This window comes from Streptosporangium sp. G11 (genome assembly GCF_051192615.1).
Lineage (GTDB): Bacteria > Actinomycetota > Actinomycetes > Streptosporangiales > Streptosporangiaceae > Streptosporangium.
In genome coordinates this window covers 26,962-49,770 of sequence record NZ_JBPJUQ010000029.1, presented here as the reverse complement: position 1 = coordinate 49,770, position 22,809 = coordinate 26,962, and the positions used below count along the sequence as shown (strand labels likewise).

At 71.3% G+C, this 22,809-nt stretch carries 22 protein-coding genes, 1 tRNA gene and 1 riboswitch; of the genes, 13 read left to right on the top strand and 10 right to left on the bottom strand.

Annotated elements, in window-relative coordinates:
* Positions 1–15: 15 nt before the first annotated feature.
* Entirely contained in the window at positions 16–756 is a 741-nt protein-coding gene (locus ACSDR0_RS25380; RefSeq protein WP_435291378.1) for an FhaA domain-containing protein, read from the bottom strand.
* A 164-nt stretch (positions 757–920) separates the two neighbouring features.
* Between ACSDR0_RS25380 and ACSDR0_RS25375 the strand changes: the two genes are divergently transcribed.
* Positions 921–1,006, top strand: a tRNA-Leu gene (locus tag ACSDR0_RS25375).
* Between the two features lie 560 nt (positions 1,007–1,566).
* On the opposite strand, the gene ACSDR0_RS25370 is transcribed toward ACSDR0_RS25375, so the two are convergent.
* Positions 1,567–2,601 carry a hemolysin family protein gene (locus ACSDR0_RS25370; RefSeq protein WP_435291377.1) on the bottom strand — a complete coding sequence of 345 codons (1,035 nt, stop codon included), beginning with the start codon at positions 2,599–2,601 and terminating at the stop codon, positions 1,567–1,569.
* On the bottom strand, positions 2,598–4,070 hold the full coding sequence (locus ACSDR0_RS25365; RefSeq protein ID WP_435291376.1) for a hemolysin family protein: 1,473 nt from the start codon (positions 4,068–4,070) through the stop codon (positions 2,598–2,600). The genes ACSDR0_RS25370 and ACSDR0_RS25365 overlap by 4 nt, the downstream gene beginning before the upstream one ends.
* Before the next feature lie 357 nt (positions 4,071–4,427).
* Between ACSDR0_RS25365 and ACSDR0_RS25360 the strand changes: the two genes are divergently transcribed.
* On the top strand, positions 4,428–5,645 hold the full coding sequence (locus tag ACSDR0_RS25360; RefSeq protein ID WP_435291375.1) for an LCP family protein: 1,218 nt from the start codon (positions 4,428–4,430) through the stop codon (positions 5,643–5,645).
* Between the two features lie 298 nt (positions 5,646–5,943).
* On the opposite strand, the gene ACSDR0_RS25355 is transcribed toward ACSDR0_RS25360, so the two are convergent.
* Positions 5,944–6,588: a GOLPH3/VPS74 family protein gene (locus ACSDR0_RS25355; RefSeq protein WP_435291374.1), complete on the bottom strand. Its 645-nt coding sequence runs from the start codon at positions 6,586–6,588 to the stop codon at positions 5,944–5,946.
* 137 nt (positions 6,589–6,725) lie between these two features.
* On the opposite strand from ACSDR0_RS25355, the gene ACSDR0_RS25350 reads away from it, so the two are divergent.
* The 4 genes from ACSDR0_RS25350 (at position 6,726) to ACSDR0_RS25335 (ending at position 10,330) form a co-directional block, all read left to right on the top strand.
* The gene (locus tag ACSDR0_RS25350; RefSeq protein ID WP_435291373.1) at positions 6,726–7,328 is read left to right on the top strand and encodes a DM13 domain-containing protein; all 603 of its coding nucleotides are present in this window, start codon (positions 6,726–6,728) and stop codon (positions 7,326–7,328) included.
* Between the two features lie 15 nt (positions 7,329–7,343).
* Positions 7,344–7,949, top strand: a complete 606-nt coding sequence (locus ACSDR0_RS25345) for a TenA family protein (RefSeq protein WP_435291372.1) — start codon at positions 7,344–7,346, stop codon at positions 7,947–7,949.
* Between the two features lie 214 nt (positions 7,950–8,163).
* Positions 8,164–8,487: a rhodanese-like domain-containing protein gene (locus ACSDR0_RS25340; protein WP_435291371.1), complete on the top strand. Its 324-nt coding sequence runs from the start codon at positions 8,164–8,166 to the stop codon at positions 8,485–8,487.
* Between the two features lie 393 nt (positions 8,488–8,880).
* Positions 8,881–8,993, top strand: a riboswitch (TPP riboswitch).
* Positions 8,984–10,330, top strand: a complete 1,347-nt coding sequence (locus tag ACSDR0_RS25335; RefSeq protein WP_435291370.1) for a purine-cytosine permease family protein — start codon at positions 8,984–8,986, stop codon at positions 10,328–10,330. Its footprint overlaps the riboswitch before it by 10 nt.
* 96 nt (positions 10,331–10,426) lie before the next feature.
* On the opposite strand, the gene ACSDR0_RS25330 is transcribed toward ACSDR0_RS25335, so the two are convergent.
* Positions 10,427–11,011 (bottom strand): methylated-DNA--[protein]-cysteine S-methyltransferase, encoded by a 585-nt coding sequence (locus ACSDR0_RS25330; protein WP_435291369.1) that lies wholly within the window; start codon positions 11,009–11,011, stop codon positions 10,427–10,429.
* A 125-nt stretch (positions 11,012–11,136) separates the two neighbouring features.
* Between ACSDR0_RS25330 and ACSDR0_RS25325 the strand changes: the two genes are divergently transcribed.
* Both ACSDR0_RS25325 and ACSDR0_RS25320 read left to right on the top strand, forming a co-directional pair.
* Positions 11,137–13,008: a PAS domain S-box protein gene (locus ACSDR0_RS25325; protein ID WP_435291368.1), complete on the top strand. Its 1,872-nt coding sequence runs from the start codon at positions 11,137–11,139 to the stop codon at positions 13,006–13,008.
* Between the two features lie 157 nt (positions 13,009–13,165).
* Positions 13,166–13,615 carry an ATP-binding protein gene (locus ACSDR0_RS25320; RefSeq protein WP_435291367.1) on the top strand — a complete coding sequence of 150 codons (450 nt, stop codon included), beginning with the start codon at positions 13,166–13,168 and terminating at the stop codon, positions 13,613–13,615.
* 141 nt (positions 13,616–13,756) lie between these two features.
* Here ACSDR0_RS25320 and ACSDR0_RS25315 read toward each other — a convergent pair whose 3' ends face one another.
* The 3 genes from ACSDR0_RS25315 to ACSDR0_RS25305 form a co-directional block, all read right to left on the bottom strand.
* Entirely contained in the window at positions 13,757–14,452 is a 696-nt protein-coding gene (locus tag ACSDR0_RS25315) for a YidC/Oxa1 family membrane protein insertase (RefSeq protein ID WP_435291366.1), read from the bottom strand.
* A gap of 281 nt (positions 14,453–14,733) precedes the next feature.
* Positions 14,734–15,000, bottom strand: a complete 267-nt coding sequence (locus ACSDR0_RS25310) for a DUF6412 domain-containing protein (RefSeq protein WP_435291365.1) — start codon at positions 14,998–15,000, stop codon at positions 14,734–14,736.
* On the bottom strand, positions 14,997–15,164 hold the full coding sequence (locus ACSDR0_RS25305; RefSeq protein WP_435291364.1) for a hypothetical protein: 168 nt from the start codon (positions 15,162–15,164) through the stop codon (positions 14,997–14,999). Before ACSDR0_RS25305 ends, ACSDR0_RS25310 begins: the two co-directional genes overlap by 4 nt.
* Before the next feature lie 128 nt (positions 15,165–15,292).
* Between ACSDR0_RS25305 and ACSDR0_RS25300 the strand changes: the two genes are divergently transcribed.
* A complete protein-coding gene (locus ACSDR0_RS25300) occupies positions 15,293–15,988 on the top strand; it encodes a response regulator transcription factor (RefSeq protein WP_435291363.1) in 696 nt (231 codons plus the stop codon).
* The gene (locus ACSDR0_RS25295; protein WP_435291362.1) at positions 15,985–17,112 is read left to right on the top strand and encodes a sensor histidine kinase; all 1,128 of its coding nucleotides are present in this window, start codon (positions 15,985–15,987) and stop codon (positions 17,110–17,112) included. The genes ACSDR0_RS25300 and ACSDR0_RS25295 overlap by 4 nt, the downstream gene beginning before the upstream one ends.
* A 60-nt stretch (positions 17,113–17,172) precedes the next feature.
* Here the strand turns inward: ACSDR0_RS25295 and ACSDR0_RS25290 are convergent, their stop codons facing one another.
* On the bottom strand, positions 17,173–17,700 hold the full coding sequence (locus ACSDR0_RS25290) for a hypothetical protein (protein ID WP_435291361.1): 528 nt from the start codon (positions 17,698–17,700) through the stop codon (positions 17,173–17,175).
* Positions 17,701–17,929: 229 nt separating this feature from the next.
* Here ACSDR0_RS25290 and ACSDR0_RS25285 point away from each other — a divergent pair, with 229 nt between their 5' ends.
* The 3 genes from ACSDR0_RS25285 to mptB all read left to right on the top strand — a co-directional run bounded on the left by ACSDR0_RS25285 (position 17,930) and on the right by mptB (position 20,606).
* Positions 17,930–18,283 (top strand): STAS domain-containing protein, encoded by a 354-nt coding sequence (locus ACSDR0_RS25285; protein ID WP_326646321.1) that lies wholly within the window; start codon positions 17,930–17,932, stop codon positions 18,281–18,283.
* 46 nt (positions 18,284–18,329) lie between these two features.
* A complete protein-coding gene (locus ACSDR0_RS25280; protein WP_435291360.1) occupies positions 18,330–19,010 on the top strand; it encodes a glycosyltransferase family 2 protein in 681 nt (226 codons plus the stop codon).
* Positions 19,011–19,091: 81 nt separating this feature from the next.
* Positions 19,092–20,606, top strand: coding sequence for a polyprenol phosphomannose-dependent alpha 1,6 mannosyltransferase MptB (mptB, locus tag ACSDR0_RS25275; RefSeq protein WP_435291359.1), 1,515 nt, complete (start codon positions 19,092–19,094; stop codon positions 20,604–20,606).
* Here the strand turns inward: mptB and ACSDR0_RS25270 are convergent.
* Positions 20,488–22,599: a hypothetical protein gene (locus ACSDR0_RS25270; protein ID WP_435291432.1), complete on the bottom strand. Its 2,112-nt coding sequence runs from the start codon at positions 22,597–22,599 to the stop codon at positions 20,488–20,490. The genes mptB and ACSDR0_RS25270 overlap by 119 nt on opposite strands.
* Between the last annotated feature and the right edge of the window lie 210 nt (positions 22,600–22,809).

The following is a 22,809-nucleotide window of genomic DNA, read 5'->3' as shown; positions in this document are numbered from 1 at the left end:
ACCGTCTGTTTACCTTTAATCGCGCCGGAAAACCAGAGTCGTTCGCCCCAGCGTCACGCGAGTGCCGTTCTGGAGCTCGACCCGGCGAACCGGCTGGCCGTTGACGAAGGTGCCGTTCGTGGAGCCGAGGTCGACGAGCGCGACCAGGGGACCCTCCACTCGCAGCTCGGCGTGGTGCCGGGACACACCCGGGTCGACCAGCCGTAGATCACAGTCGGTGCCCCTGCCGAGCAGGGTCACCGGTGTTGTCAGGTCGAAGGACCGCTGGCCCTGCGGGTCGTCCTGGGTGGACACCAGCAGGCGGGGGCGGCCCCCGAAGGCGTGGGACTTCGCGGCGGGCACGTCGCTCACCGGCTGGCGGATCTCGTCCTGCTCGACCGTCGCGCCACGGATCACGCCCGAGCGAATGCGGAACAGGCCGACCGCGAGGTCGTCGGCCGTCTCGAAGCGGACCCTGACCGGCCCCACGAAGGAGTAGCCCTGTTCCTTGGCGTACTCCCTGGCGAGGTTGGCCAGCTCGTGGCTGATGCTGTCGGCGTAGACCTCCAACCGCTCGTTGTCGGTCGTGGACAGCTCGACCACGAAGTCGTTGGGCACGAGAGTGCGTCCCTGGGCGACGATCGCCGCCCGCTCGTCCATCTCCCGCTGGACCGCACTGGCGACCTCTACCGGCTGAAGGTCAGATTTGAACGCCCGCGCAAAGGCGCCTTCAACCAAGCCTTCGAGCCTCCGCTCGAAACGCTGAAGGACTCCCACCGGGTACCTCCCTTCCTCCGTCTATGTGGTCGCGGCCGCTTGGGGGCTCGTTGGCTCGTTCCTCGCTCTCGCACCCAGCTGCTCCGCTTTCGCATCTAGGAGGATCGTATCCGGGTTCATGGGTACCGGCTGATCCGTGCTAATGTTTCGACCGCACCCAACAAGGGCGGGTGGCGGAACGGCAGACGCGCACGGTTCAGGTCCGTGTGTCCGAAAGGACGTGAGGGTTCAAATCCCTCCTCGCCCACCAGATCATGGCCCCGGTCACGCGAACATCGCGACCGGGGCTTTGTCGTTCCCTGGGAAACCGCGTATTCATCTGAGCCGTCCGTAAGGTCTCGTGGCGGGCCGAGTCGATCATCGATCAAGGTAGTCGCTCGCTCCGTTATAGAGAAGTCTCAGGGGTTACGCATGGGTCTTGTGGTTTTTGGCCCGCTACGGCATGCCTCCCCGTTCTAGTCGGCCACGCTTGCTGATCACTTTCGGATGACTTGCATGGGTTCGTCGATGTCCGATTACGCTGACAGAGAAAACGGGCCGACGAAAGAATCTTTCTCCGACCCGTGTCGTCTTCCCGCCGATCCCGAGATCAATCTTCCCGGCGACCACCGGTTCCTCCGGTCTCGCGATCGGCTTCGCCGGCCGCCGGGGATGAGCCTTCTCGGCCGCCCGCGATGAGCCCGGCCGCTCTCTGCCCGGTCCTGCCGTTCTCCTGCCGGGTTCTGTCGCGCTCCCGGCCGGTCCTGCCGCTCTTTCTTCGGTCATGTCGCGCTCCCGCCGGCCGCGCGGCCGACGGGAGCGCGGGGACCGCTAGCGGGTCGCGAGCACCCGTACGTCGAGGATCTCGCCGAGCAGGTCCGTGAGGCTCACCATGCCGACCACCTCGCCGCCGCCGTCCGTCACCAGGCCCAGGTGCGCGTGGGCGTCCTGGAGCGCGGAGACCGCGTCGGGGATCGTGGTGGTCTTGTCCAGGCGCGGCACCGGGCGGGCGAGCTCGGCGGGGCTCGCCTCCGGCCTGATGAGGATGTCCCTGACGTGCACCACGCCCAGGACGTCGCCAGGCCTGCCGGAGGTGACCAGCATGCGCAGGTGCCCGTCGCGCGCGGCGACCCGGCGCACCTGCTCGCCCGTCGCGTCGGCGAGCACCGAGGTGGCCTTCGCCAGCGGCAGCATCAGCCGCTCCACCGGCTGCTGGTGGACCCGCAGGGCCCGGGTGAGCAGGTCGTGCTCGTCGCGGTCGAGCAGGCCCATCCGGCCGGACTCGCCGACCAGCATCGCCAGCTGGACCGGGGTCCTGGTGGTGGCCAGCTCGTCCTTGGGATGCACCCCGAACAGCCTCAGGATCGCGTTCGTCAGGCCGTTGAGCGTGGCGAGGACCGGCCTGACGAGCCAGGTGAAGCCGCGGAACGGCAGGGCCAGCCCCATCGCCGCGGTCTCCGGGTGGGTCAGCGCCCACGACTTGGGAGCCATCTCGCCGATCACCATGTGCAGGAAGGTGACGAGCGCCAGCGCGATCACGAGCGAGACGGGGACCTGCAGCGACTCGGGCAGGCCGATCGCGCCGAAAACCGGCTCCAGCAGGTGTTCGATGGCCGGCTCGGTCACCATGCCCAGGCCGAGCGAGCACAGCGTGATGCCCAGCTGGGCTCCGGCCAGCATCAGGGAGAGTTCCCTGCCGCCGCGGACGGCGGCGCGGGCGGCGATGCGGGTCAACCGGCCGCCCCTGCCCCCCAGCTCCTCCAGGCGGTGCCTGCGGGCCGAGATCACCGCGAACTCGGCGGCGACGAAGAAGGCGTTGCCGATCAGCAGGGCCACACCGAGCAGCAGGGCGGAGGTGGTGCTCATCGTCGATTCACCCCGCCCCGCTCGATCATGGCCCTGTCGGGGCCGCGCTCGATCATCCACGGCCCGGTCATCGCCGGTTCGTCCTCTTTCCCGGTTCTCGTCTCCGGGTCGTCCCCGGCATCGGCGCCCTGCGGCGCGTTGAGCGACAGCCGCACCCACTCGGGGACCCTGCGGTGCACGGAGAGCACCGTGAGCACCGCGTCCTTCTCGTCGGCGCCGTTGTTCTCCAGGGGGTCGTTCCGCGATGTCAGCGTGACGGTCACCTGGTCGCCGGGCTCGGCCATCCGGCCGAGGGTGGCGAGCACGAGGCCCGCGACGGTGTCGTAGTCGTCGCTCTCGGGGAGCTGCAGCCCGATGGCGCGCTCGATCTCGTCCAGCCGGAGCGTGCCCGGCAGGTCCCACGTGCCCTCGTCGCCCACGACGACGCCCGCGGGCTCCGGGTCGTTCTCGTCGATGAGCTCGCCGACGAGCTCCTCGGCGAGGTCCTCGATGGTGACCACGCCGGCCAGGCCGCCGTACTCGTCGATGACGCACGCCAGGTCGTCGCGGGCGGTGCGCATGCGCTCCAGTACGAGAGGCAGCGGCGAGGAGGTGGGCACCAGGAGCGCGGGACGGGTGATCCTCTCCAGCGTGCCGTCGGTCAGTCCCGACTTGAGCAGCTCGCGTACGCCGGTGACACCGACCACGTCGTCGCCGTTGTGGTTGCAGAGCACCGGGTAGCGGGAGTGACCGTGCCTGCGGACGGCGTCGAGCAGGTCGGAGATCGGCCGGTCGTCCCTCAGCAGCACCACGCGGGGGCGCGGCACCATGACGTCCTCCGCGGTGCGGTCGCCGAACTCCAGGGCGCGTCCCAGCAGCTCCGACAGCCTCGGCGGCAGGTCACCCGTCATGGCGGACTCGGAGATGATCCGGGACAGCTCCTCGGGGCTGGCGCCGTGCTTGATCTCCTCCACGGGCTCCACGCCGACCCGGCGCAGCAGGCCGGTGGCGGCGGAGTCGAACAGCCGGATGACCGGCCCGGCGATCCGCAGATAGATCATCGTCGAGCGGGCGAGGAACTTCGCCACGGGCTCGGGACGGGCGATGCCGAGGTTCTTGGGAGCCAGCTCGCCGAGGACCATCTGAATGACGGTGGCGATCGCGACGGCCAGGGTCACGGCGATGCCGGGCACGGCCCCCCGGGGCACTCCCGCGGTCTCCAGCCAGGGCCGGATGACCGTGGCGATGGCGGGTTCGGAGATGAAGCCGACCAGCAGGGCGGTCACGGTGATGCCGAGTTGCGCGCCCGACAACATGAACGACAGACGCCCCGTCACCTCCAGCGCCCGTGCCGCGGCCGGGTCACCGGAGTCGGCCTGCTCGCGCAGCACGCCGCGGTCCGCGGCCACGAAGGCGAACTCCTGGGCGACGAAGTAGCCGGTGGCGAGGGTGAGCAGGAGGATGGCCAGCAGGCCCAAAGCCGTGTTCACCGGGCGGCTCTCCCGGTTGGTTCAGTGGCGCCCGTGCGTTCGCACGGGCAGGTACTCCACGGGTCCGGAGTGGACACGATCATCCTTTCGAGCAGAGGTAGTCCTCTACCGTAACGATCCGGATGGGGGTCGATGTTTCCGGATCCGCCGACGATCGCATTGTTGGTCGCTAACAACCAGTCTGAGTACTTTTACATAGGGAAACCTTGGGGACCCTGCGGCATGCGCCTGAGCCACGACGTAGCGTCGATAATGACGTTTTCACCATGAGATCAAGAAGTGGCGGGACAAGACGTGGCTGACAGGCCCGAAGACGACGATCGCACTCGCGCGCTGCGATCGCCCACGCCGGGGCCCGTGCCGCCGAGAGCGGCCGGGCAGCCCGCCTACCCCTCGCCTGGCGGCCCGGGGACGCCCGTCCGGCAGTCGGCGCGGCGGGGGGCGCCCGCCCCCGAGGGGACGTCGCGCGAGGTGCCGCCCTCCCAGGGAGGCGGGCGGGTGTACGGCAAGCCCAGGTCCGGTTCCAGCCCGGTCAAGCCGTTGAACGCGCCCCCGCCCCCGCCCGGGGGCTCCGGCGACGGGGATGGCGGGAGGGCGTCACGCGCGCCCGGCTGGCGGCCGAAGCGTCCCGGCAGGCTGGTCGTGCGAATCCTCGCCGGACTGGTCGTTGTGCTGCTCGTCCTGGCCGTCGGCGGGTATTTCGTGATCAACTCGCGGCTGACCCGGATCGAGGCGCTCACCGACTACGTGGGCCGTCCCGCCGACACTCCCGGCACCAACTGGCTGCTGGTCGGCTCCGACAGCCGCGCGGGCCTGACCGCGGCCCAGCGCAGGAAGCTCGCCACCGGCAAGGCCGTGGGCCGCAGGACCGACACGATGATGCTGCTGCACATCCCCGAGGGCGACGGCCGCCCGACCCTGGTCAGCCTCCCGCGTGACTCCTACGTGCCGATCGACGGCCACGGCAGCGACAAGCTCAACGCCGCGTACGCCTTCAAGGGCGGCCAGCAGCTGCTTCCCAAGACCGTGGAGCAGGTCACCGGGCTGCGCCTTGACCACTACATGGAGATCGGCTTCGGCGGCTTCGTGGGGATCGTGGACGCCATCGGCGGGGTCGAGATCGACGTCAAGCAGGCGATCAAGGACCCCAAGGCCGGGATCGACCTGAAGAAGGGCCTGCAGACCATGGACGGGGGGACGGCCCTCGGCTACGTCCGCACCCGCGCCACCGGCGCGATCCCCGACCTCGACAGGACCCAGCGCCAGCGCCAGTTCTTCTCCGCGGTGGTGAAGAAGGCGGCCAGTCCCGGCGTCCTGATCAACCCCTTCACGTCCGTCCCGCTCGCGCTGAGCGCCGCCGACTCGGTGTCCGTCGGCGAGGAGACCGGTGCCTTCGACCTGCTCTCCCTCGGCCTCGCCATGGGCGGCAACCCGGTCACCACGGTCGTGCCCATCGGCTCCCTGCCCACCATCAACGGCCAGGCGGTCGTCAAGTGGGATCGCGCCAAGGCCCTGCGCATGTTCGAGGCCCTGGCCCAGGACAAGCCCGTTCCCAAGGACGCCCTCGGCAAGTGACGTTCTCCCCGGCCTGAGGGCCGGTGGCGTCCTTCCGGCCCGAGGGCCGGGCACGCAGGGGATGCCGGGAACGCCGGGGGTTCCCGCCGCGCGGGGCGGGATCGGACGGCCTCGCCGGGCGGAGCACCTTCGTGACAGCGCTCCGCCCGGCGAGGGCCATCAGGCCCTCGGCTCAGTCCGGCTCGGCCCAGTCCAGCCCGGTTCGGCTCGGCTCGAGCCGGAGTCCCGGGCTTCGGAAGCGGCTGTGCGGCCTCACCTGAGCCGGGTCCTCAAGGCCTCGGGAGCCACCGATCGGGCCTCAGCCGGCGGCGGTGACGACGACCCCGGCTATCACGGCCGCCATGACGGCGGAGTTGATGGCGGCGATGGTCTGGGAGACCGCCTTACCGGCCCACTCGCCCTCGGTGATCTCCTTGATCCGCTCCTTGCTCGCACCGGGGAACGCCTTACGGTCGATCTTGGCCGCGTGCAGGATCGCGATCAGCACCGCGGCCCGCTCGTCGGGGGCGGCGCCGGACAGCACGCTCTGGACCCGCTCGCGGATCGCCAGCTCGACGCCCGGGTCGCGCTCGGGGTAGCGGGTGCTCGGGAAGATCCCCAGGATTTTGCGTCGCTCCTCGTCCAGCACGCCCCGCTCCGCCAGGCGCGACAGCAGGCGCCCGCGGAGCTTGCCGGAATGGAGCCGCTGCACCCACCACTCGGGCTTGCGCGGCTTGGACTCCGCCGCGATCCTGGCCAGCGCCGTGTCGAGCTCCTCCTCCCCGACCGGGGTCGCGTCGAGGACGGCGACCTTCCTGTCCGCGAGGTCGATCCGGCCGGCGACGGCCAGTTCCGCCAGCAACGCGCCGCCGAGTGCGGCGTCCAGCTCAGAGGAGCCGATGAGTTGTCCGCCCTCTTCCTCGCCGTACGCGAGCAGGAGCACTTCCTCAGCGATCGTCGTCATCGTTCGACACTACGTCGCGAGCGTTCCGCGGTCGTAAGCACTTCGTAATCGATCGAGGGCGGTGCCGTGGATAGCGTCGACACCGAGGCCGGAGGGACATCTCGACTTCCTCCCTGACCGGAAGCCGGAGGTATCCGATGAGAGTCAAGAGGTTGCTCCGGCACCCTGTCACCTGGGGAGTCCTGGCGGTGGGCGCCGTCGCGCTCGGTGTCGCGCTGTATCTGTTCCAGCCATGGCGCCTGTTCACCACCGTCGAGGTGAACGAGGCGTTGCCCGTGGCCGCGTCCCCCGGGCCCGAGGCCGCCCGGCAGGGCGAGCCGGGCGATGCCTCCAAGGCTTCCAAGGCTTCCAAGGCCGCCGATGCCTCCAAGGCCGCCGAGCCCGCTCAGGAGCCGAAGACCCTGGCCACGGGCACGTTCATCTCCCACGAGCACGAGACCGAGGGCAGGGCCAGGGTGCTGGAGCTGCCCGACGGGAGCCGGGTCCTGCGGATCGAGGACCTGAACACCTCCGACGGCCCGGACCTGCGGGTCTGGCTCAGTGACCAGCCCGTCAAGAAGGGCAACGCCGGGTGGTTCAACCTGGACGACGGCGAGCACCTCGAACTCGGCGAGCTGAAGGGCAACAGGGGCAACGCCAACTACGCCATTCCCGCCGGCACCGACCTCGGCGATCTGAAGTCCGTCACCATCTGGTGCAGGCGCTTCGGCGTCTCCTTCGGCGCCGCCGCCCTGACCTGACACAATCTCCGGTCCATGAGCGTTTCTGAGGAACTGCACGCCATCGGCCGCCCGCTGGTCGAGGCGCAGCTCGCCCACCCGACGGTGGTAGGCATCGCCCGGGGGGACCTGCCCGAGCCGGTGTTCCGGTCGTGGCTGGAGCAGGACTACCTGTTCCTGCTCGACTACGTCCGCGTCTTCTCGCGGCTCGCGTGGCAGGCCCCGGACGGGCACCTGGGCGACCTGGTCGACCTGGCGCACGCCACCTTCCACGAGGAGCTGAGCCTGCACCGGTCGATGTCGGCCGAGTTCGGCGCCGACCTCGGCGGGGCGAGGAAGGGGCCGGCCTGTTTGGCGTACACCTCCTTCCTGCTCGACTCGGCGGCCGTCTACGCCGACGGCCTGGCCGCCCTTTACCCCTGCATGTGGGGCTACTCCACGCTCGGCCGCGCCCTGGCGGAGAACCCGCCCGACGAGCCCCGCTACCGTGCCTGGGTCGACACCTACGCCCACCCGGCCTTCGCCGAGCTGACCGGGCGTGTCGCGGTGATGATCGACGAGGCGGTGCCGGACCCCGGCAGGGCGGGGAGGCTGTTCGCCGAGGGAATGGCCCACGAACTCGCCTTCTGGGACGTGCCCTGAACCTGTCACCTCGTGCCCGCCGCCTTTCGCTCCTCCCGCTCTCCCCGTTCTCGCCGGCCTCGCCGGTTCCCCGGCCGGGGAGGGCGCGTCCCGGTCGGTTCAGCTGGTCATTTGTGATGAATTAGCCCTATATCAGGGGAAATTGAGAGTCCGGATGAGGGCGTCCGAGGGGCTTTGTGCCTCATCCGGTGCGGGAGGTTGGAACAATGGACGCATGAGTGTTCCTGAAGTCGAGGCACAGGCCGTGCCGGATGACGCGTTCCTGCTCGACGTGCGTGAGAACGACGAGTGGAGTGCCGGGCACGCGCCCGGCGCCGTCCACATCCCGCTGGGCGAGCTGCAGTCCCGGGTCGACGAGGTGCCCAAGGGCGCGCCCGTCTACGTGATCTGCCGGGTCGGCGGCCGTTCCGCGAACGCCACCGCCTGGCTCAACCACGTCGGCTGGGACGCGATCAACGTCGGTGGCGGCATGCAGTCCTGGGACGTCGCGGGGCGTCCGATGATCGCCGAGAGCGGCCAAGACCCGTTCGTCGCCTGAGCGGCCCGGGTGGCCTCCACGACCGGGAGGCATGCTCGGCCCCGAACGGCCCACCCGGCCTGGGCGGGCGTCCGCCGGGTGGAGGTCCTCGCCGGGAACGCACGACCACCGCCCGACGACCGCGAAACGCCGGCACCGCCGTTCGTGATCCGTCGGCCCGGCCTTGCCGGTAGGGCGTCGGCCGAGCCTTCAGAGGTCCCTCTGGACAGATCCGGAGGTCGGACGCCCGCCCCCCCACAGCCGGGAAGTACAGCCACCGCCACGTGCGTAGCCGTACTTCCGCGAACGTCCACGGACTCGTCTCGTGAGACGGCCGCGCCAACTCGGCGCTGGCCGAATACGGACGGATGGTGCATCATGAGGGCGCGAGCTGGGATGATCCCGGCTTTGCGTACCATCCAACGCGGGAGCTTGGGGCAACCAGGCTGAGAGGGCGACTACGGCTGTCGCCGACCGCATGAACCTGTCCGGGTAATGCCGGCGTAGGGAGCGTGTGATGTCGTCTGCCGTTGTCGACTCCAGGTCGGCCGAGGCCCCCCTCACCCTCGACGAGGCTCCTCCCAAGGAGCTGGGCGTGCTCGACCAGGGCGCGCTCTGGGCCAACCTGGGTGTCAGCCTGCTCGGGTTCTCCGGTGCGATCACACTGATCAATCCGCTCGGCGACCGGCCGCTGAGCTTCGTGGCCGCGATCCTGGCCGCCGTCGTGGGCAGCGTCATCGGCACCGCGATGGTCGGCCTGGCCGCGATTCCCGGGCAGCGGACCGGCGCTCCGGCGATGGTCCTGCTGCGCGGCCTCTTCGGGGCCAGGCTCTCCTACCTCCCGACGGTGCTGAACATCATCCAGATGCTGGGCTGGGGGGCCTTCGAGCTGTGGGTCATCGCCCAGGGCGCCCGGGCCATCGCCGGATCCTTCGGGGTCGAGGTGCCCTACGCGGTCTGGGTGGTCGTCGCAGGGGTGATCACCACCGCGCTGACCATCCGGCCGCTGGGGGCGGTCCGCCTGCTCCGCAGGTACGTCACCGCCGGCGTGGTGATCTCGATGATCTGGTTCATGGTCGCCCTGTTCCAGCGGGGACCGGTGATCGGAGGCGGATCGTGGGAGGCGTTCGCCCCCTCGGTCGACTACGTGATCGCGCTGTCGGTCTCGTGGGTGCCGGTCGCGGCGGACTTCGCCCGCTTCTCCCGCTCGGGCAGGGCCGCGTTCGCCGGGGTCGTCGGCGGCTACACGATCGCCCAGGTGGCCTGCCTGGTCCTCGGCATCGCGGCGCTCGCGCTGGTCGGCAACGACCCGGACCAGGTCTGGGACCCCTTCGTGGCCGCGGCGCTCGGCCCGCTGTTCTTCGGCATCCTGGTGCTGCGCGAGACCGACCAGTCGTTCGTGAACGTCTACTCCACCGCGATGTCGCTGCAGAATTTTCTGCCCAGGGTGGACCGGCGGGTCATCTCCGCGGCCATCGGCGTGCTGGTCACCCTGCTCGCGATCTTCGTCAACGCCGAGACCTACACCGGTTTCCTCGGCCTCATCGGGGCGGTCTTCGTGCCGATGTTCGCGGTGCTCGTCGCGGACTACTTCCTGCTCGGCGGCGCCAGGCGCTGGGACACCTCGGAGACCGCGCCCTCGCGCCCTCTCATGGTGGTCCCGTGGGTGCTGGGCTTCGTGACCTGGTGGATGCTCGCCGCGCTGCCGGCCGGCCCGGAGCTCGCGTGGTGGACCTCGTTCTGGGAGGGGGCCCGCGAGGCGCTCGGCTTCGTCCCGCAGCCGTGGATGAGCGCGTCCGTCGGCGCGTTCCTCGTCGCGGGTCTCATCACCCTGGGTCTCGGCGCGCTCCGGCGCCGCTCCTGAGGGGCGCCGCTCCAAGGGCGCCGCTCCTGACGGCACCGGCCGTACGGCTTCCGGCCGTACGGTCGGAGGCCGTACGGCGGGCAGGGCGGGGGCGGTCTACGCGTGGCCGGGGCCGCGGACCGCGGCGGTGGACTCGATGCGCAGCAGGCGTTCCTTGGCGGCCGAGCCTCCGGCGTACCCGCCGAGGACGGCCTCGCTCTCGACCACCCGGTGGCACGGCACGATGACGCACACCGGGTTGCTGCCCAGCGCGTTGCCGACCGCGCGCAGCGCCCGCGGCCTGCCGATCCGCTCGGCGATCTCGCGGTAGGTCGTCACCGTCCCGTACGGCACCGCGAGCATCATCTGCAGCACGGTCCTGGAGAACTGGGTGGCCAGGCGCAGGTCGACGGCGATCGTGAAGGCGCGGAGCCTGGCGGAGAAGTAGGCGTCCAGCTCCCGGCGGACCGGGTCGAGCCGCCGGGCGTCCGGCCCGATGAACGTGCCGACCTCCCTGCTGATCCGCTCGAAGACGACGTTCTCGTCCTCGTAGCTGCAGGCCACCACACCCCTGCCCGTCACGGCGAGGGTCAGGCGCCCCAGCGGGCCGTCGAGCGTGCCGAACGCGATGTCGGGATGGCTCGTGCCGACGTAGTCGGGCGAGGTCACCCGTAGCAATGCATCGATGTCGCCGGATGACATGGCCCCACCCTTTCGTATCCAGGTGTGTGGTGACCGCAGAGTATCGGACGGATCGCCCGGCCAGTGGCAACACGTGCGGGACGAAAGTGCCAAGATCAGACCGGTCGAGACGGCACTATGGGTGTGTGGTGGACTACAGGGCCGACAGTGACGGGGGCATCGGCCGTGAGGTCGTGGCCGCGGCGCCCAACGCGATCGTCGCCATCGACCGCGAGCAGACGGTTCTCGCCTGGAATCCCGCCGCCGAGCGCCTTTTCGGCTGGCCGGCGGAGGAGATCGTCGGCAGCCGGGCGCCGGTGGTCCCCGAGGAGCTGACGGCCGAGCACAACGCGGTCCTGGAGAAGGTCCGCACCGGCGGTCAGGTCTCGCTGAGGACCAAGCGGTTCCGGCGCGACGGCAGCCTGCTCGACGTGCGGGTCGACACCGGCGCGCTGCGCTCGCACGACGGCGCCCTCCTCGGCTACGTCAGCGTCTATCACCTGGCCCAGGACGACGAGACCGCCAACGACCGCAACGCCCGCCGGGCGCAGCTCGTTCGCAGACTCACCGACGTGGTCGCCGACATCAACGCCGAGCTGGAGCTGCCCGCCGTGCTCGACCGGATCGCGGCCAGCCTCACCGACCTGACCGGGGCCGACGCGGGCGGGTTCGTGCTGATCGAGGGCGACCGGCTCCGCCTCGTGGCCTGCCACAACCTCCCCGACTCGATGCGCGACTCCACCGCCGACCTGCCCACGAGCCTGGTCGGCAAGCTGCTGCGCGAGGGCAGGACCGTCCTGCTGGAGACCGGCGACCAGGACCGGCTGGACAAGCTGATCTGGTCGCAGCTGCCCGGCCTGCACACCATCGCGCTCGGCCTCGCGGCCATGGGCGGGCGGCCGTACGGCGCGCTGTACGCGCTGTTCGCCAAGCGCAAGGCGGGCCACCTGGAGCTGGAGCTGCTGGAACTCCTCGCGGGTCACGCGGGCATCGCGGTGGGCAACGCCATGGCCTACCAGGAGGCCGTACGGCAGCGCGCCCACGAGCGGGCGGTGTTCGACGCCAGCGCCGACGGCATCGCGGTCCTCGACGGCATGGGCCGGGTCGTCCAGTGGAACCCGGCCGCCAGCGATCTGACCGGTTTCCACGCCGCCGAGGTGATCGGCGGGCCGCCGCCGTTCCAGCTGCCGGGGCCGGGGGACAAGCTCAGCATCCAGCTGCCCTCGGGCACCTGGCTGGACGTGCTCTGCGCGGAGATCGTGGAGACCGGCGAGATCGTGGTCGACTTCCGCGACGTCACCCGCGCGAAGGAGCTGGAGGAGGCCAAGGACCTCTTCCTCGCCACCACCAGCCACGAGCTCCGCACGCCGATCACCGTGGTCCGCGGCTTCGCCAGCACGCTCGACACCCGCTGGGACAGCATGGCCGACACCGAGCGCCGCGCCGCCGTGCACACCATCGCCGAGCGGGCCCGCTCCCTCGGCCAGCTCATGGACCACCTGTTGCTGGGCTCGCGCGCGGGGGCAGGCGAGCTCACACTCAGGATCGAGAGCTTCGACCTGGCCGAGCTGGTCCGGGGGGCCACGCTGGGACTGCCGATCCTGTCGGACCTGCACCGGGTCGAGGTCGACGTCCCCGACGACCTGCCCCCGGTCTCCGGTGACGCGCTGGCCACCGACATCCTGCTGGCCCAGCTGCTGGAGAACGCCTTCAAGTACTCGCCGGACGGTGGCCTGATCAGGGTCGAGGCGTGGGTGGACGGCGACAGGGTGGTACTGGTCGTGGACGACGAGGGCGTGGGGATCGCCCACGCCAGCCGGGAGCGCGTCTTCGAGCGTTTCGTCCAGGCCGACAGCGGTGATCGCCGCAGGTTCGGCGGGGTCGGCCTCGGCCTCTACATCGTGCGGAGCCTGGCACGGGCCCAGGGAGGGGAGGTCTCGGCCCACCCGCGCCCCTCGGGCGGCACCCGGATGAGGTTAGCTCTCCGTATTGCCGACACGCCGGGCGCCCTTACCTGATCGACACGCCGAACCGGTAACAAGTCGGTAACGGATGCGCTGATCTATTGTCGAATGTGCACAAGCTGTAATTGGCGCGCGGTTTCCAAGACTATCTAACGGGGCATTTCGGTCGTACTGGGGTGAGTTCCTCAGGGGGGAACAGGCATACGGGGAGGTGAGTGCGTCGAGCGTCGTTCTGTTGCCGTATGCACCGTCCAGCGTCGCTGTCGCACGCCAACGCCTCTGCTCTGACCTGCAGGAACGGGGTGTGTACGAGACCGCTATCGATGACGCGGTGCTCGTGGTCAGCGAGCTGCTGAGCAATGCGCTGCGTCACGCCCATCCGTTGCCATCAGGGCAGATCAGAGTGTCGTGGCGCTGGACCGAGGAGCATGTCGAGGTCGCTGTGAGTGACGGTGGCGCGGCCACCGAACCGAGGGCGGGACGCCCGACGCTCTCCTCCCTGGGAGGGCGAGGTCTTGGAATCGTCGAATATCTGGCCTCCACATGGGGGGTCAGACACGAGGGGGACATCACCACGGTATGGGCGGTGGTCTCGTCGGTCGCCACGTTGGATAACGGCCATGTTTCCACCCCCGAACCCGCACTCAGGGAATGCGGGTAACCCCTTCGAGGAGCTCCGTCCCGCTTCGTACGCCACGAAGCGGGACGGGATCCGGCACCTCTCCGGCGGGGAGGTCTCCCGGGGGTGATCAACCCTTCCGGGCGGCCGGCGGGGGGCGCGGTCCTTCCTCGGGCCCCGCTCTCACCCCGCGGCGAGCGCGGGGCGGTGCAGCACCGCCTTCTCCCCGGCCGTCCAGGCCGTCGTGACGAGGAGATAGATCCCCGCCGCCAGCGGCAGTACCGCGGCGATCAGGACGGTCCCGTACGGCAGCAGGGGCAGTATCCGGCGCAGCGCCGCGGGCTGGAGGTCCTCGCTCATCGTGCTCCGCATCCGGCGGGACGTGATCCACGCCACCGCGACGAGCAACAGGAAGAGCCCGGCGAAGACCAGGGTCGGACCGCTGAGCAGACCGAATCCGGCCACCGCGCCCGCGAACTGCTGCCCGAGCGGCACCCCCAGGAGCCCGTGGGTCAGGAGCACGTTGGCCTGCCCGGCGATCGTCGAGGAGATGAACACCTGGTACGTCACCATGAGGAACGGCATCTGCGCCGCGGACGGCAGGCATCCGGCCAGCGGCGAGGTCTTCTCCCTGGCGTAGAGGGCGGCCAGCTCCCGCTGGAGCCGCTCAGGATTGCGGCCGTGGCGCTTCTTGAGCTTCTGGACCTCCGGCGCGAGGCGGATCCTGGCCCGCTCGCCCCTGGCCTGCATGACACTGAGCGGAAGCAGCAGGAGCCGGACGAGGACGGTGAACACGACGATCGCCGGCGCGGTGGAGCCCAGCGGTTCGGCGAGCGCGGCGATGAGGCCGGCGGTGAACGCGATGACGGGGTCGAACATGGAGGGGCCCTTCTGAGCGGAGTGGAGACGGCACAGAAGGCGCCCGCGAACCGCGGGGGTCTTTCGGGACGCGTGAGCGCGGCGCACGGTGGCAGGGTGCCTCCGGGACACGGTGATCACGTGCGTGCGGGGCATGCCGGCCGCCGTGCGCGCGGGGCCACCGCAGGACCGACCCCGAATACAAAATCGAGCCGGTCATGCGCGCGGGGCCACCGCAGGACCGACCTCGAATGCGAGATCGAGCCGGTCACGTGCGCGCGGCCGCGAGAGGTCGCGGGGGGTTACGCGGGCGCCGGGCCCGCGGAGGGTGCTCTGGGCCGGGACCTCCCGGCCGCGTCGGGGTCGCGCTGCCGGACGAACATCGTCCGCCTGGCCCGGTCGCGCCGGGACAGCGGCGACCGTGACTCCGTACCGGAGGTGACGGGTGCCGGACGCAGTGCCCAGGCGAGCAGGAGCACGCCCAGCCCGACCACGGCGGCGGCCGTCAGGACGCCGCCACCGTCGAACATCCAGACCGCCAGGGTCTGGACGGCGAGCAGCAGGTTCACTTCTTGAGCTTGGCCACCGCGGTGACCAGGGCGACGACCACGAAGGCCACCACTGCCAGCACGAGCACGAACTTCAGCAGCCCGAAGAGGGCCGGCAGCACGAACCCGAACACCACGTAGAGCGCGAGCAGGACGCCCAGAACCCCCAGCACGATACGACTCATGCGGTCCACCGTACGTCGGCCGGGGAAACCTCGGGGGCCTTGATCATAAAGATGATCATAACGATCGAGTGCTTACGGACCGGTGACACGGCTCGGGGATCGTCTCTCGCGGGCCTACCGTGGGGACCATGAGCGCGCGGATTCTGGTGGTCGAGGACGATCCGATGGTGGCCGAGGTCGTGGCCCGCTACCTGGAACGCGACGGTCACGTGGTCGAGTGCGTCGGGGACGGCGCCGAGGCGCTCAGGCGCGCGCTGGCCAGCCCGCCCGACCTGATGGTGCTCGACCTGATGCTCCCCAAGATGGACGGGCTCCAGGTCTGCAGGAAACTCAGGGAGCGCTGGCCGGTTCCGGTGATCATGCTGACCGCGCTCGGCGAGGAGCTGGACAGGGTCGTCGGCCTGGAGACCGGCGCCGACGACTACGTCACGAAGCCCTTCAGCCCCCGGGAGCTGGCCCTGCGCGTGCAGTCCGTGCTGCGGCGGGCGCGCGGAGCCTCCCTGCCGGCCGGTACCGGCGTGCTCAGGGACGGCGAGCTGACGGTCGACGTCGGCGCTCACGAGGTGCGGCTCCACGGCGACGAGATCATGCTGACCGCCCGCGAGTTCGACCTCCTCGCCCACATGATGCGCAACCCCCGCCAGGCCTTCAGCCGCTCCGCCCTGCTCGACCAGGTCTGGGGCTGGTCCTTCGGCGACTCGTCCACGGTCACCGTCCACGTCCGCCGCCTTCGCGAGAAGATCGAGCCCGACCCGACCGCTCCCCGGCGCATCGTCACCGTGTGGGGCGTCGGCTACCGCTACGAGCCGCTGGCGGGGCCGTGATCCCCGAGATGCTGGTGATCGTCGCGGTCACCGCCGGGCTCGGCCTGCTGGTCGCGCTGGCCGGGCTGGGCGCGATGCGGCTGCTGCGCGAGCGGTCGATCGGCGTGATGCTCGCGGTGGTCGTCGTGGTGACCGTCGTGGCGACGGTCGGCGGCATGGTGGCCCTCACCCTGAAAATGATCATTGAGGGGACGTCGAGGGACATCGTGCTCAGCGTGGTCGCCGTGGGCGGCCTGGTCGGGCTGGGCGTCGCGACGGTGCTCTCGCGCCGGGTCCTGGCGGCCAGCCGCAGGCTCGTCGACGCCGTGCACGCGGTAACGGCCTCGGGGGAGTTCACGCCCCCCGGGGGGCTGCCCGCGGAGCTCGGCACGGTCGCCGGAAGCCTGGACCAGGCCTACCGGCGGCTGCGGCTCGGCCGTGAGCGCGAGCGTGCCCTGGAGAGCGCCCGCCGCGAGCTCGTCGCCTGGGTCAGCCACGACCTTCGCACCCCGCTGGCGGGAATGCGGGCCATGGCCGAGGCCCTGGAGGACGGGGTGGTCGCCGATCCGGAGACCGTCGGCCGCTACCACCGGCAGATCCGCCTGGAGGTGGACCGGCTGTCGGGCCTGGTCGACGACCTGTTCGCACTGTCCAGGATCCACGCGGGGGCGCTGCGCCTGTCGCGCAGCCGGATCGGCCTCGGCGACCTGGTCGCCGACGCGCTGGCCGGGGTGGAGCAGCTGGCCAGGGCCAAGGGGGTACGGCTGACCGGCGAGGCCGGCCCCGTGGTCCCCGTCCAGGCCGACGCGGGCGAGCTCTCCCGGGCGCTGCGCAACCTGGTGGTCAACGCGATCAGGCACACCCCGGGCGACGGCACCGTCGTGGTCCGTGCCTCGGCCGAGGACGGCACCGCCTGCCTGTCCGTCGCCGACTGCTGCGGCGGCATCCCGGCCGACGACCTTCCCCGCGTCTTCGACGTCGCCTTCCGTGGCGAGGCGGCCCGTACCCCCAGCCCCGACGGCACCGGGGCGGGCCTCGGCCTGGCGATCGCGCGCGGCATCGTCGAGGCCCACGAGGGGACGATCGACGTCGTCAACTCCGGCCCCGGCTGCCGCTTCGAGATCCGCCTGCCGCTCTCCGTCTGAGCGGCCCGGTCAGGTCTGGGTGGCCGGTCTAGGTGGCCGGACTGGAGGGCCGGTTGGCGGTCAGTTCGCGCCGGTGCCGTTGGCGGTCGGCGCGGGCGTTACGTGACCGTCGGAGCCGTCGGGACCGTCGGGTCTCACGGAGACCATGAGGGTCATCTGCGCGCACTCGCCGCCCTCGGTGTCGGGTTCGACGTGCTGGCAGGAGGTCAGCCTCCTGGTGGTGCCGAGAGACTCCACCATCGCCCGGAACGTCGGGCACGGCCAGCGCCACATGCAGCTGCGGCAGCGCAGGATCGGATGCGCCGCGTCGCTGGTGATGCCGCCCGCGTCGCGCGGCTGGTGCAGGTCGAGCAGTCTGACGCCGAGCGTGGCGAAGTCGAGGAGCTCTTCGCGCGCTCCCTCGAGAAAGTCGAGGTCCTCGGTCGACAGGCGGGTTCTGATCGGGACGTATCCCTCGTGGTTCACCAGGCTCCGCAGTGAACTCGCCGCGTCACGCCACGAGGTGGCCTTGTCGGTACGAGTGATCATGGACTCCAGGTGCTCCCGGAGCCGCTGTCGCTGGAGATCCTCAGGTAGGTCGGTGTTCATGGATGCGTTCGAGCCCGTTTCTTGTAACTCAACGGCCGCCACTGACGTAGCGCAGCGACGATCGGGAGGTGCCGGGTCTCCTCCCTTTTCCGGCCAAGCCGGTGTTGCTTAGTGTCAAGCTTCGCGCACTCAGGGTTTCCGTGAGGCGGAAACGGGGGACAAAGGGCGGACGACTCGGGTTGTTCAAGAGAACGTGACCAGCGGCTCTCGCGCCGCTAGTGTGCCCGCTGTGGAGCTAAAAGTCTCAACTCGATCTCATGCCGGGCACACCGTCGTGACCATCGTTGGCGAAATCGACCTTTATACCGCGCCTCGCCTGCAGGCCGAGTTCACCCGGCTGCTTGGGCAGAGCCAGACCATGCTCGTCGTCCTCGACATGTCCGCCGTGGAGTTCTGCGACTCCACCGGCATGAACGTGCTGCTCTCCGCGCTCAAGCGGCTGCGCGAGCGGGGCGGCACACTGGAGGTGGCGGCGCCCCGGCCCGCCGTACGCAAGATCCTGCAGGTCACGGGTCTCGACTCCGTCTTCGTCGTGCACGAGACGCTGCCGGAGAAGCTGCTGACCTCCGAATCCCAAGGATGACGTCTTCCCCACGGCTGATGCCCGGGGTCTCCGCTGGAGGTGTTCGATGACCGGCACGGCGGCGATCATTCCCGCCAAGGACGAGGGCGACAGGATCGGGGCCACCGTGGCCGCGGTCCTGGCGCTGCCCGGCGTCGATCTCGTCGTGGTCGTCGACGACGGCTCTGTCGACCAGACGGGGCGGGTGGCCAAGGCCGCCGGAGCCCGCGTCGTGCGGCACAGCCACAACCGGGGCAAGGCCGCCGCCATGGAGAGCGGTGCCCATGCCGTGCGCCTGCTCGACGGCGAGGAGCCTCGGCACCTGCTGTTCCTCGACGCCGACCTGGGCGAGACCGCCCGTACGGCCGCGCCGCTGATCGAGCCGGTCGCGGCGGGCGAGGCCGACATGACGATCGCCGTCTTCGTCACCCGCGTGAAGCTCGGCGGCCACGGGTTCGTCGTGAAGCTCGCGCGCGAGGGCGTCGAGCGCGCCACCGGCTGGACGCCGGCCCAGCCGCTCAACGGGCAGCGTTGCCTGACCCGGGCGGCGTTCGAGGCCGCCCGGCCACTGGCACGCGGCTTCGGTGTGGAGACCGGTCTCACGATCGACCTGCTCAGGAAGGGCTTTCGCGTGCGCGAGGTCCCGGTCGAGATGGCGCACCGGGCCACCGGCACCGACTGGAAGGCCCAGATCCACCGGGCCAGGCAGTTCCGCGACGTCGCCCGCGCCCTCCTGGCGCGCCGTTAACCCGGCCTGACAGCCGGGTACCGCCGGCACCGGAAGGCGGCGCCGCGCCGGGCACCCGGCCGGGTGTGCTGGAATTTGCGGGTGACTCGGGATACGTCGGTCGTCGACGAGAGGCGGAGTCCCGCCGGCGGTACGCCGCGGGGACTCGACGTCGCCGCGCTCGGAGCCGTGGGGCTCTCGGTGGCGATCACGGTCCTGATCGGGCTGCTGGGCCCCTCGGCCATGGTCCCGAGGCTGCCCGGACCCTCCTGGCAGCCTCCGTACTCGCTGGACGTCCACCCCGGCGCCCATCTGGTCATCGCCATGGGCGCCGTCGCGATCGTGCTGGGCGGGCTCGGGCTCGCCGCCGCGCTCAGGTCCCGGTGGGCGCCCGATCCGCGCTGGCTGCTCGCCGCCGGTTGCGCCGTGGCGGGCCTGCTCGCCTTCCTGCCGCCCTCCGGCTCGGCCGACCACCTCAACTACGCCGCGTACGGCCGCCTGGCCACGCTCGGCCAGGACCCGTACGCGATCGCCCCCGCCACCCTGCCCGGCGACCCGGTCACCGGCGCGGTGGAGGAGTGGGCCGGTGTGACCAGCGTCTACGGCCCGGTCGCCACCGCCGTGCAGGCGCTGGCGAGCTTCGTGGGCGGTGACTCGGTCAGGCTGACGGTCTTCGCGATGGCCGTCGTGAACGCGGCGGCGTTCATCGGTACGGCGCTGCTGCTGCACCGTTTCGCCAGGGGGGACGCGGACCTCCAGCGGCGGGCGGCGCTGCTGTGGGCGGCCAACCCGCTGATGATCTATCACCTGGCCGCCGGGATGCACGTCGACACCCTCGCCATCGCCTGCATGGTCGCCGCGCTGACGGTTCGCGGTGCCGCCTCGGGGCTGCTGCTGGGGGTGGGCATCGGGGTCAAGCTCAACGCCGGGCTCGTCGCCCTCGGGCCGGCGTGGGAGCTGCGCCGCTCGCCAGGCAGGCTCGCCGTGGTGGCGGGGACCGCGACGGCCACCGTGGTGGCGATCTACGCCGTCGCCGGGCCGCACGTGCTCGACCAGGTGAGCGCCGCCAGCAGGAAGGTCTCCCTCGCCACGCCCTGGCAGCTCGTCAAGGTGGGGTTCCAGTCGGTCTTCGGGCCGGGCGCGTACTCGGCCTGGATCCAGATCGGGTCGCTGCTCCTGATGGCCTGCCTGGCCTGGCTGGTGCTGCGGGCGCTGGGGACGCCCGGGGTGCCGGGGGCGCTGGGAACACCGGGAACACCGGGAACACCGCCTGCCGACACCGCGCCCGCCGTCGCCGCCGCGATGGTGGTCGCCTGGCTGTTCGCCGCGCCGTACGCGCTGCCCTGGTACGACGGGCTGGTCTTCGCGCTGCTGGCCATGGCGTCCTGGCCGGCGCTGGAGGCGTTCATGGTGGCCAGGGTCGTCGTGTTGTCGCTGGGCTACCTTCCGGCCAGGGAGGCGCTGCGGCCCGATGATTTGCTCTGGACGAAGACCCTGCTCAGGGAGACGGTGGTGCCGTGGACGCTGCTGGCACTGACGGTCGTTCTGGCGTGGTGGGCGGCGAGAGCTGGAGGGCGCGCACGCAGGCGGCCAGCGTCAGAGGCACCGCGACCGTGAGCGCCATGGCCGGGATCGCGATGCCCGAGTCGTTCATCAGGAACCCGATCAGCGCGCAGGCCAGCGCCCCGATCAGCCCGGCGCGCAGCGCGGGCGCGAGCGCGTAGGCCCGGCCCAGAGCCGAGGCCCCCCATTGAGACGGGCGGTCGAGCACCAGGAACAGGAACGCCAGCGCGACCAGCGTGAGCAGCGACAGCGACCAGTTGCCGACCGTGACCCCGATCATCGCGCCGAACTTGCGGCCGACCACGGTCCAGGCCTCCCCGTCGAGCACCTGCTGCACGAAGGCGCCCAGGTGGGTGCGCTGGTCGGCGGGCCGCAGCCAGTCGACCACCGCTATGGCCCCGATCAGCAGGCCGCCCGCCAGGCCGACCAGGACCAGCCTGACCGGTGAGACCCGCCCGCCGGACAGCAGGATCAGGAAGACCGCGACCCCCACCAGGAACGCCGGGACCCCGCCGAAGTCGGCGCCCCACGCGGGCCAGCCGTCGGCGAACACCGCCAGCCCCCCGTACGCCGCGCACACCGCGAGCGCGAGCGCCCGCCGGCCGCGCGAGATCAGCCACTGGGCGATCCCGGCGAGGGCCAGGATCGTGCCGGCGGAGTAGACGGCGAAGGCGATGTTGCTGAAACCGTAGAAGCGCCCGCCGGTGACCGGCTCGTAGCCGGTCACCGCGTTCACCTGGAGCGCCGAGCCGGTCATCACGTCGGCCAGCAGCGCCACCGAGGTGACGGCGGCGACCACCGTCAGCGGGCCGAGCGGGTGCGCCCGCCACGGCCCGGCGAGGGCCGCACCGGCGACCGCGCAGGCGAATCCGAGGATGGTCGCGATCACCCAGACCATCGGCGCGGGCAGGCTCCACCAGGGGACCAGCTGCGCCAGGAAGGTGGAGACCGCGATCGCCCCGCTGACCACGGCGACGACCCTGACGGCCGTCAGGGCGCGGGAGCCGCCCCAGCCCCGGCGGATCGCGACGGCGGCCAGCAGGTAGAACAGGATCTGCACCGCCACGAACACCGCGAAGAACGGCCCCCTCACCTCGCGCAGCACCTGGCTCGCCAGGTCGTCGTCGGCCAGCTTCCCGGCCGTCGCCGCGACAGGCTCCCCGCTCGGCCCGTTGTTCTGCCAGGCGCGTCCCACGATCCCGTTGGGGGCCTCCAGGCCCAGCAGGCCGATCGCGGTGGCGGTCAGGTCGGTGTTCGTGACCAGGCCGTCCTGGCGGGTGGAGGTGGCGGTGAGGTAGCCGCGGGCGTACGTTCCGCCGTCCGGGGACGGGCCCCGGGCGATCGCCACGTGCAGGTGGGGCGCGGCCGAGGTGTCGGCCAGGCCGCCGACCAGGACCGTGGTCCCCGCCCCGCGCGCCGGGGGCAGGCGGTCGAGGACCGCGCCCACCACCCGGTCGGCGCCGGCCGCGGCCTCCCGCCTGGCCTGAACGGTCATCGTGACCGGGGCGCCGTCCGGGGCGAGGGCGCCACCGGTCCAGGCCCTGGCGAGGGCGTCGGCCTCAACCACGATCAGCCCGTACGGGGACAGGTCGCCCAGTTCCTCGACGCTCGCCGCGTATTTCCCGATTTTTCCGGACTTGTCGGCGGCGGCGAGCGCGGCTCCCGGCCCGACGGCCGCCACCTTCAGGCCCGCTCCGGCCGCGAGGCCGCCCAGCTGCCCGAGAACCGGCCGGTAGGAGGTCGTGGCGTTGAAAGCGGACAGCTCGGCCCAGCCGGGCACGCTCGCCCCGCCTCCGGGGGCCGCCTCCGGGGTGCGCGGGAACTCGCAGCCCGTACCGGGAGCGCCCGCCCGCTGGCCCGCCGACACCGTCAGCCAGCCCGCCACCGGGCACGTGATCCCCCGCTCGGGCGGCGGTACCGCCCGGGTGGACATGGACGCGGACCCGCCCTCGCCCACCAGCCTCCACAGGTTCGGGGTCCGCACCCGGTCCAGGTCGCTCCACTCCAGGCCCGGTATCCCGACGATCACGACCCTCTCGGGAAGCATCCTCGCCAAGGCGCCCGTCGTACCGCCTGAGGTGCTTGGAACCCCGGAAGCGCCCGGAGCTCCGGAAGCGCCTGTACCGGCGGAGGCGGCGAAGGCGCCCGGAACGCCGAGAAGGACGCAGAGCACGGTCAGCAGCAGGGATACGGCGGCCGGCGCGATCCCGGCGGCCCGGCGGAGCGCCGGTCGCGTCGCGGTCCTCCCGGTGGCCGG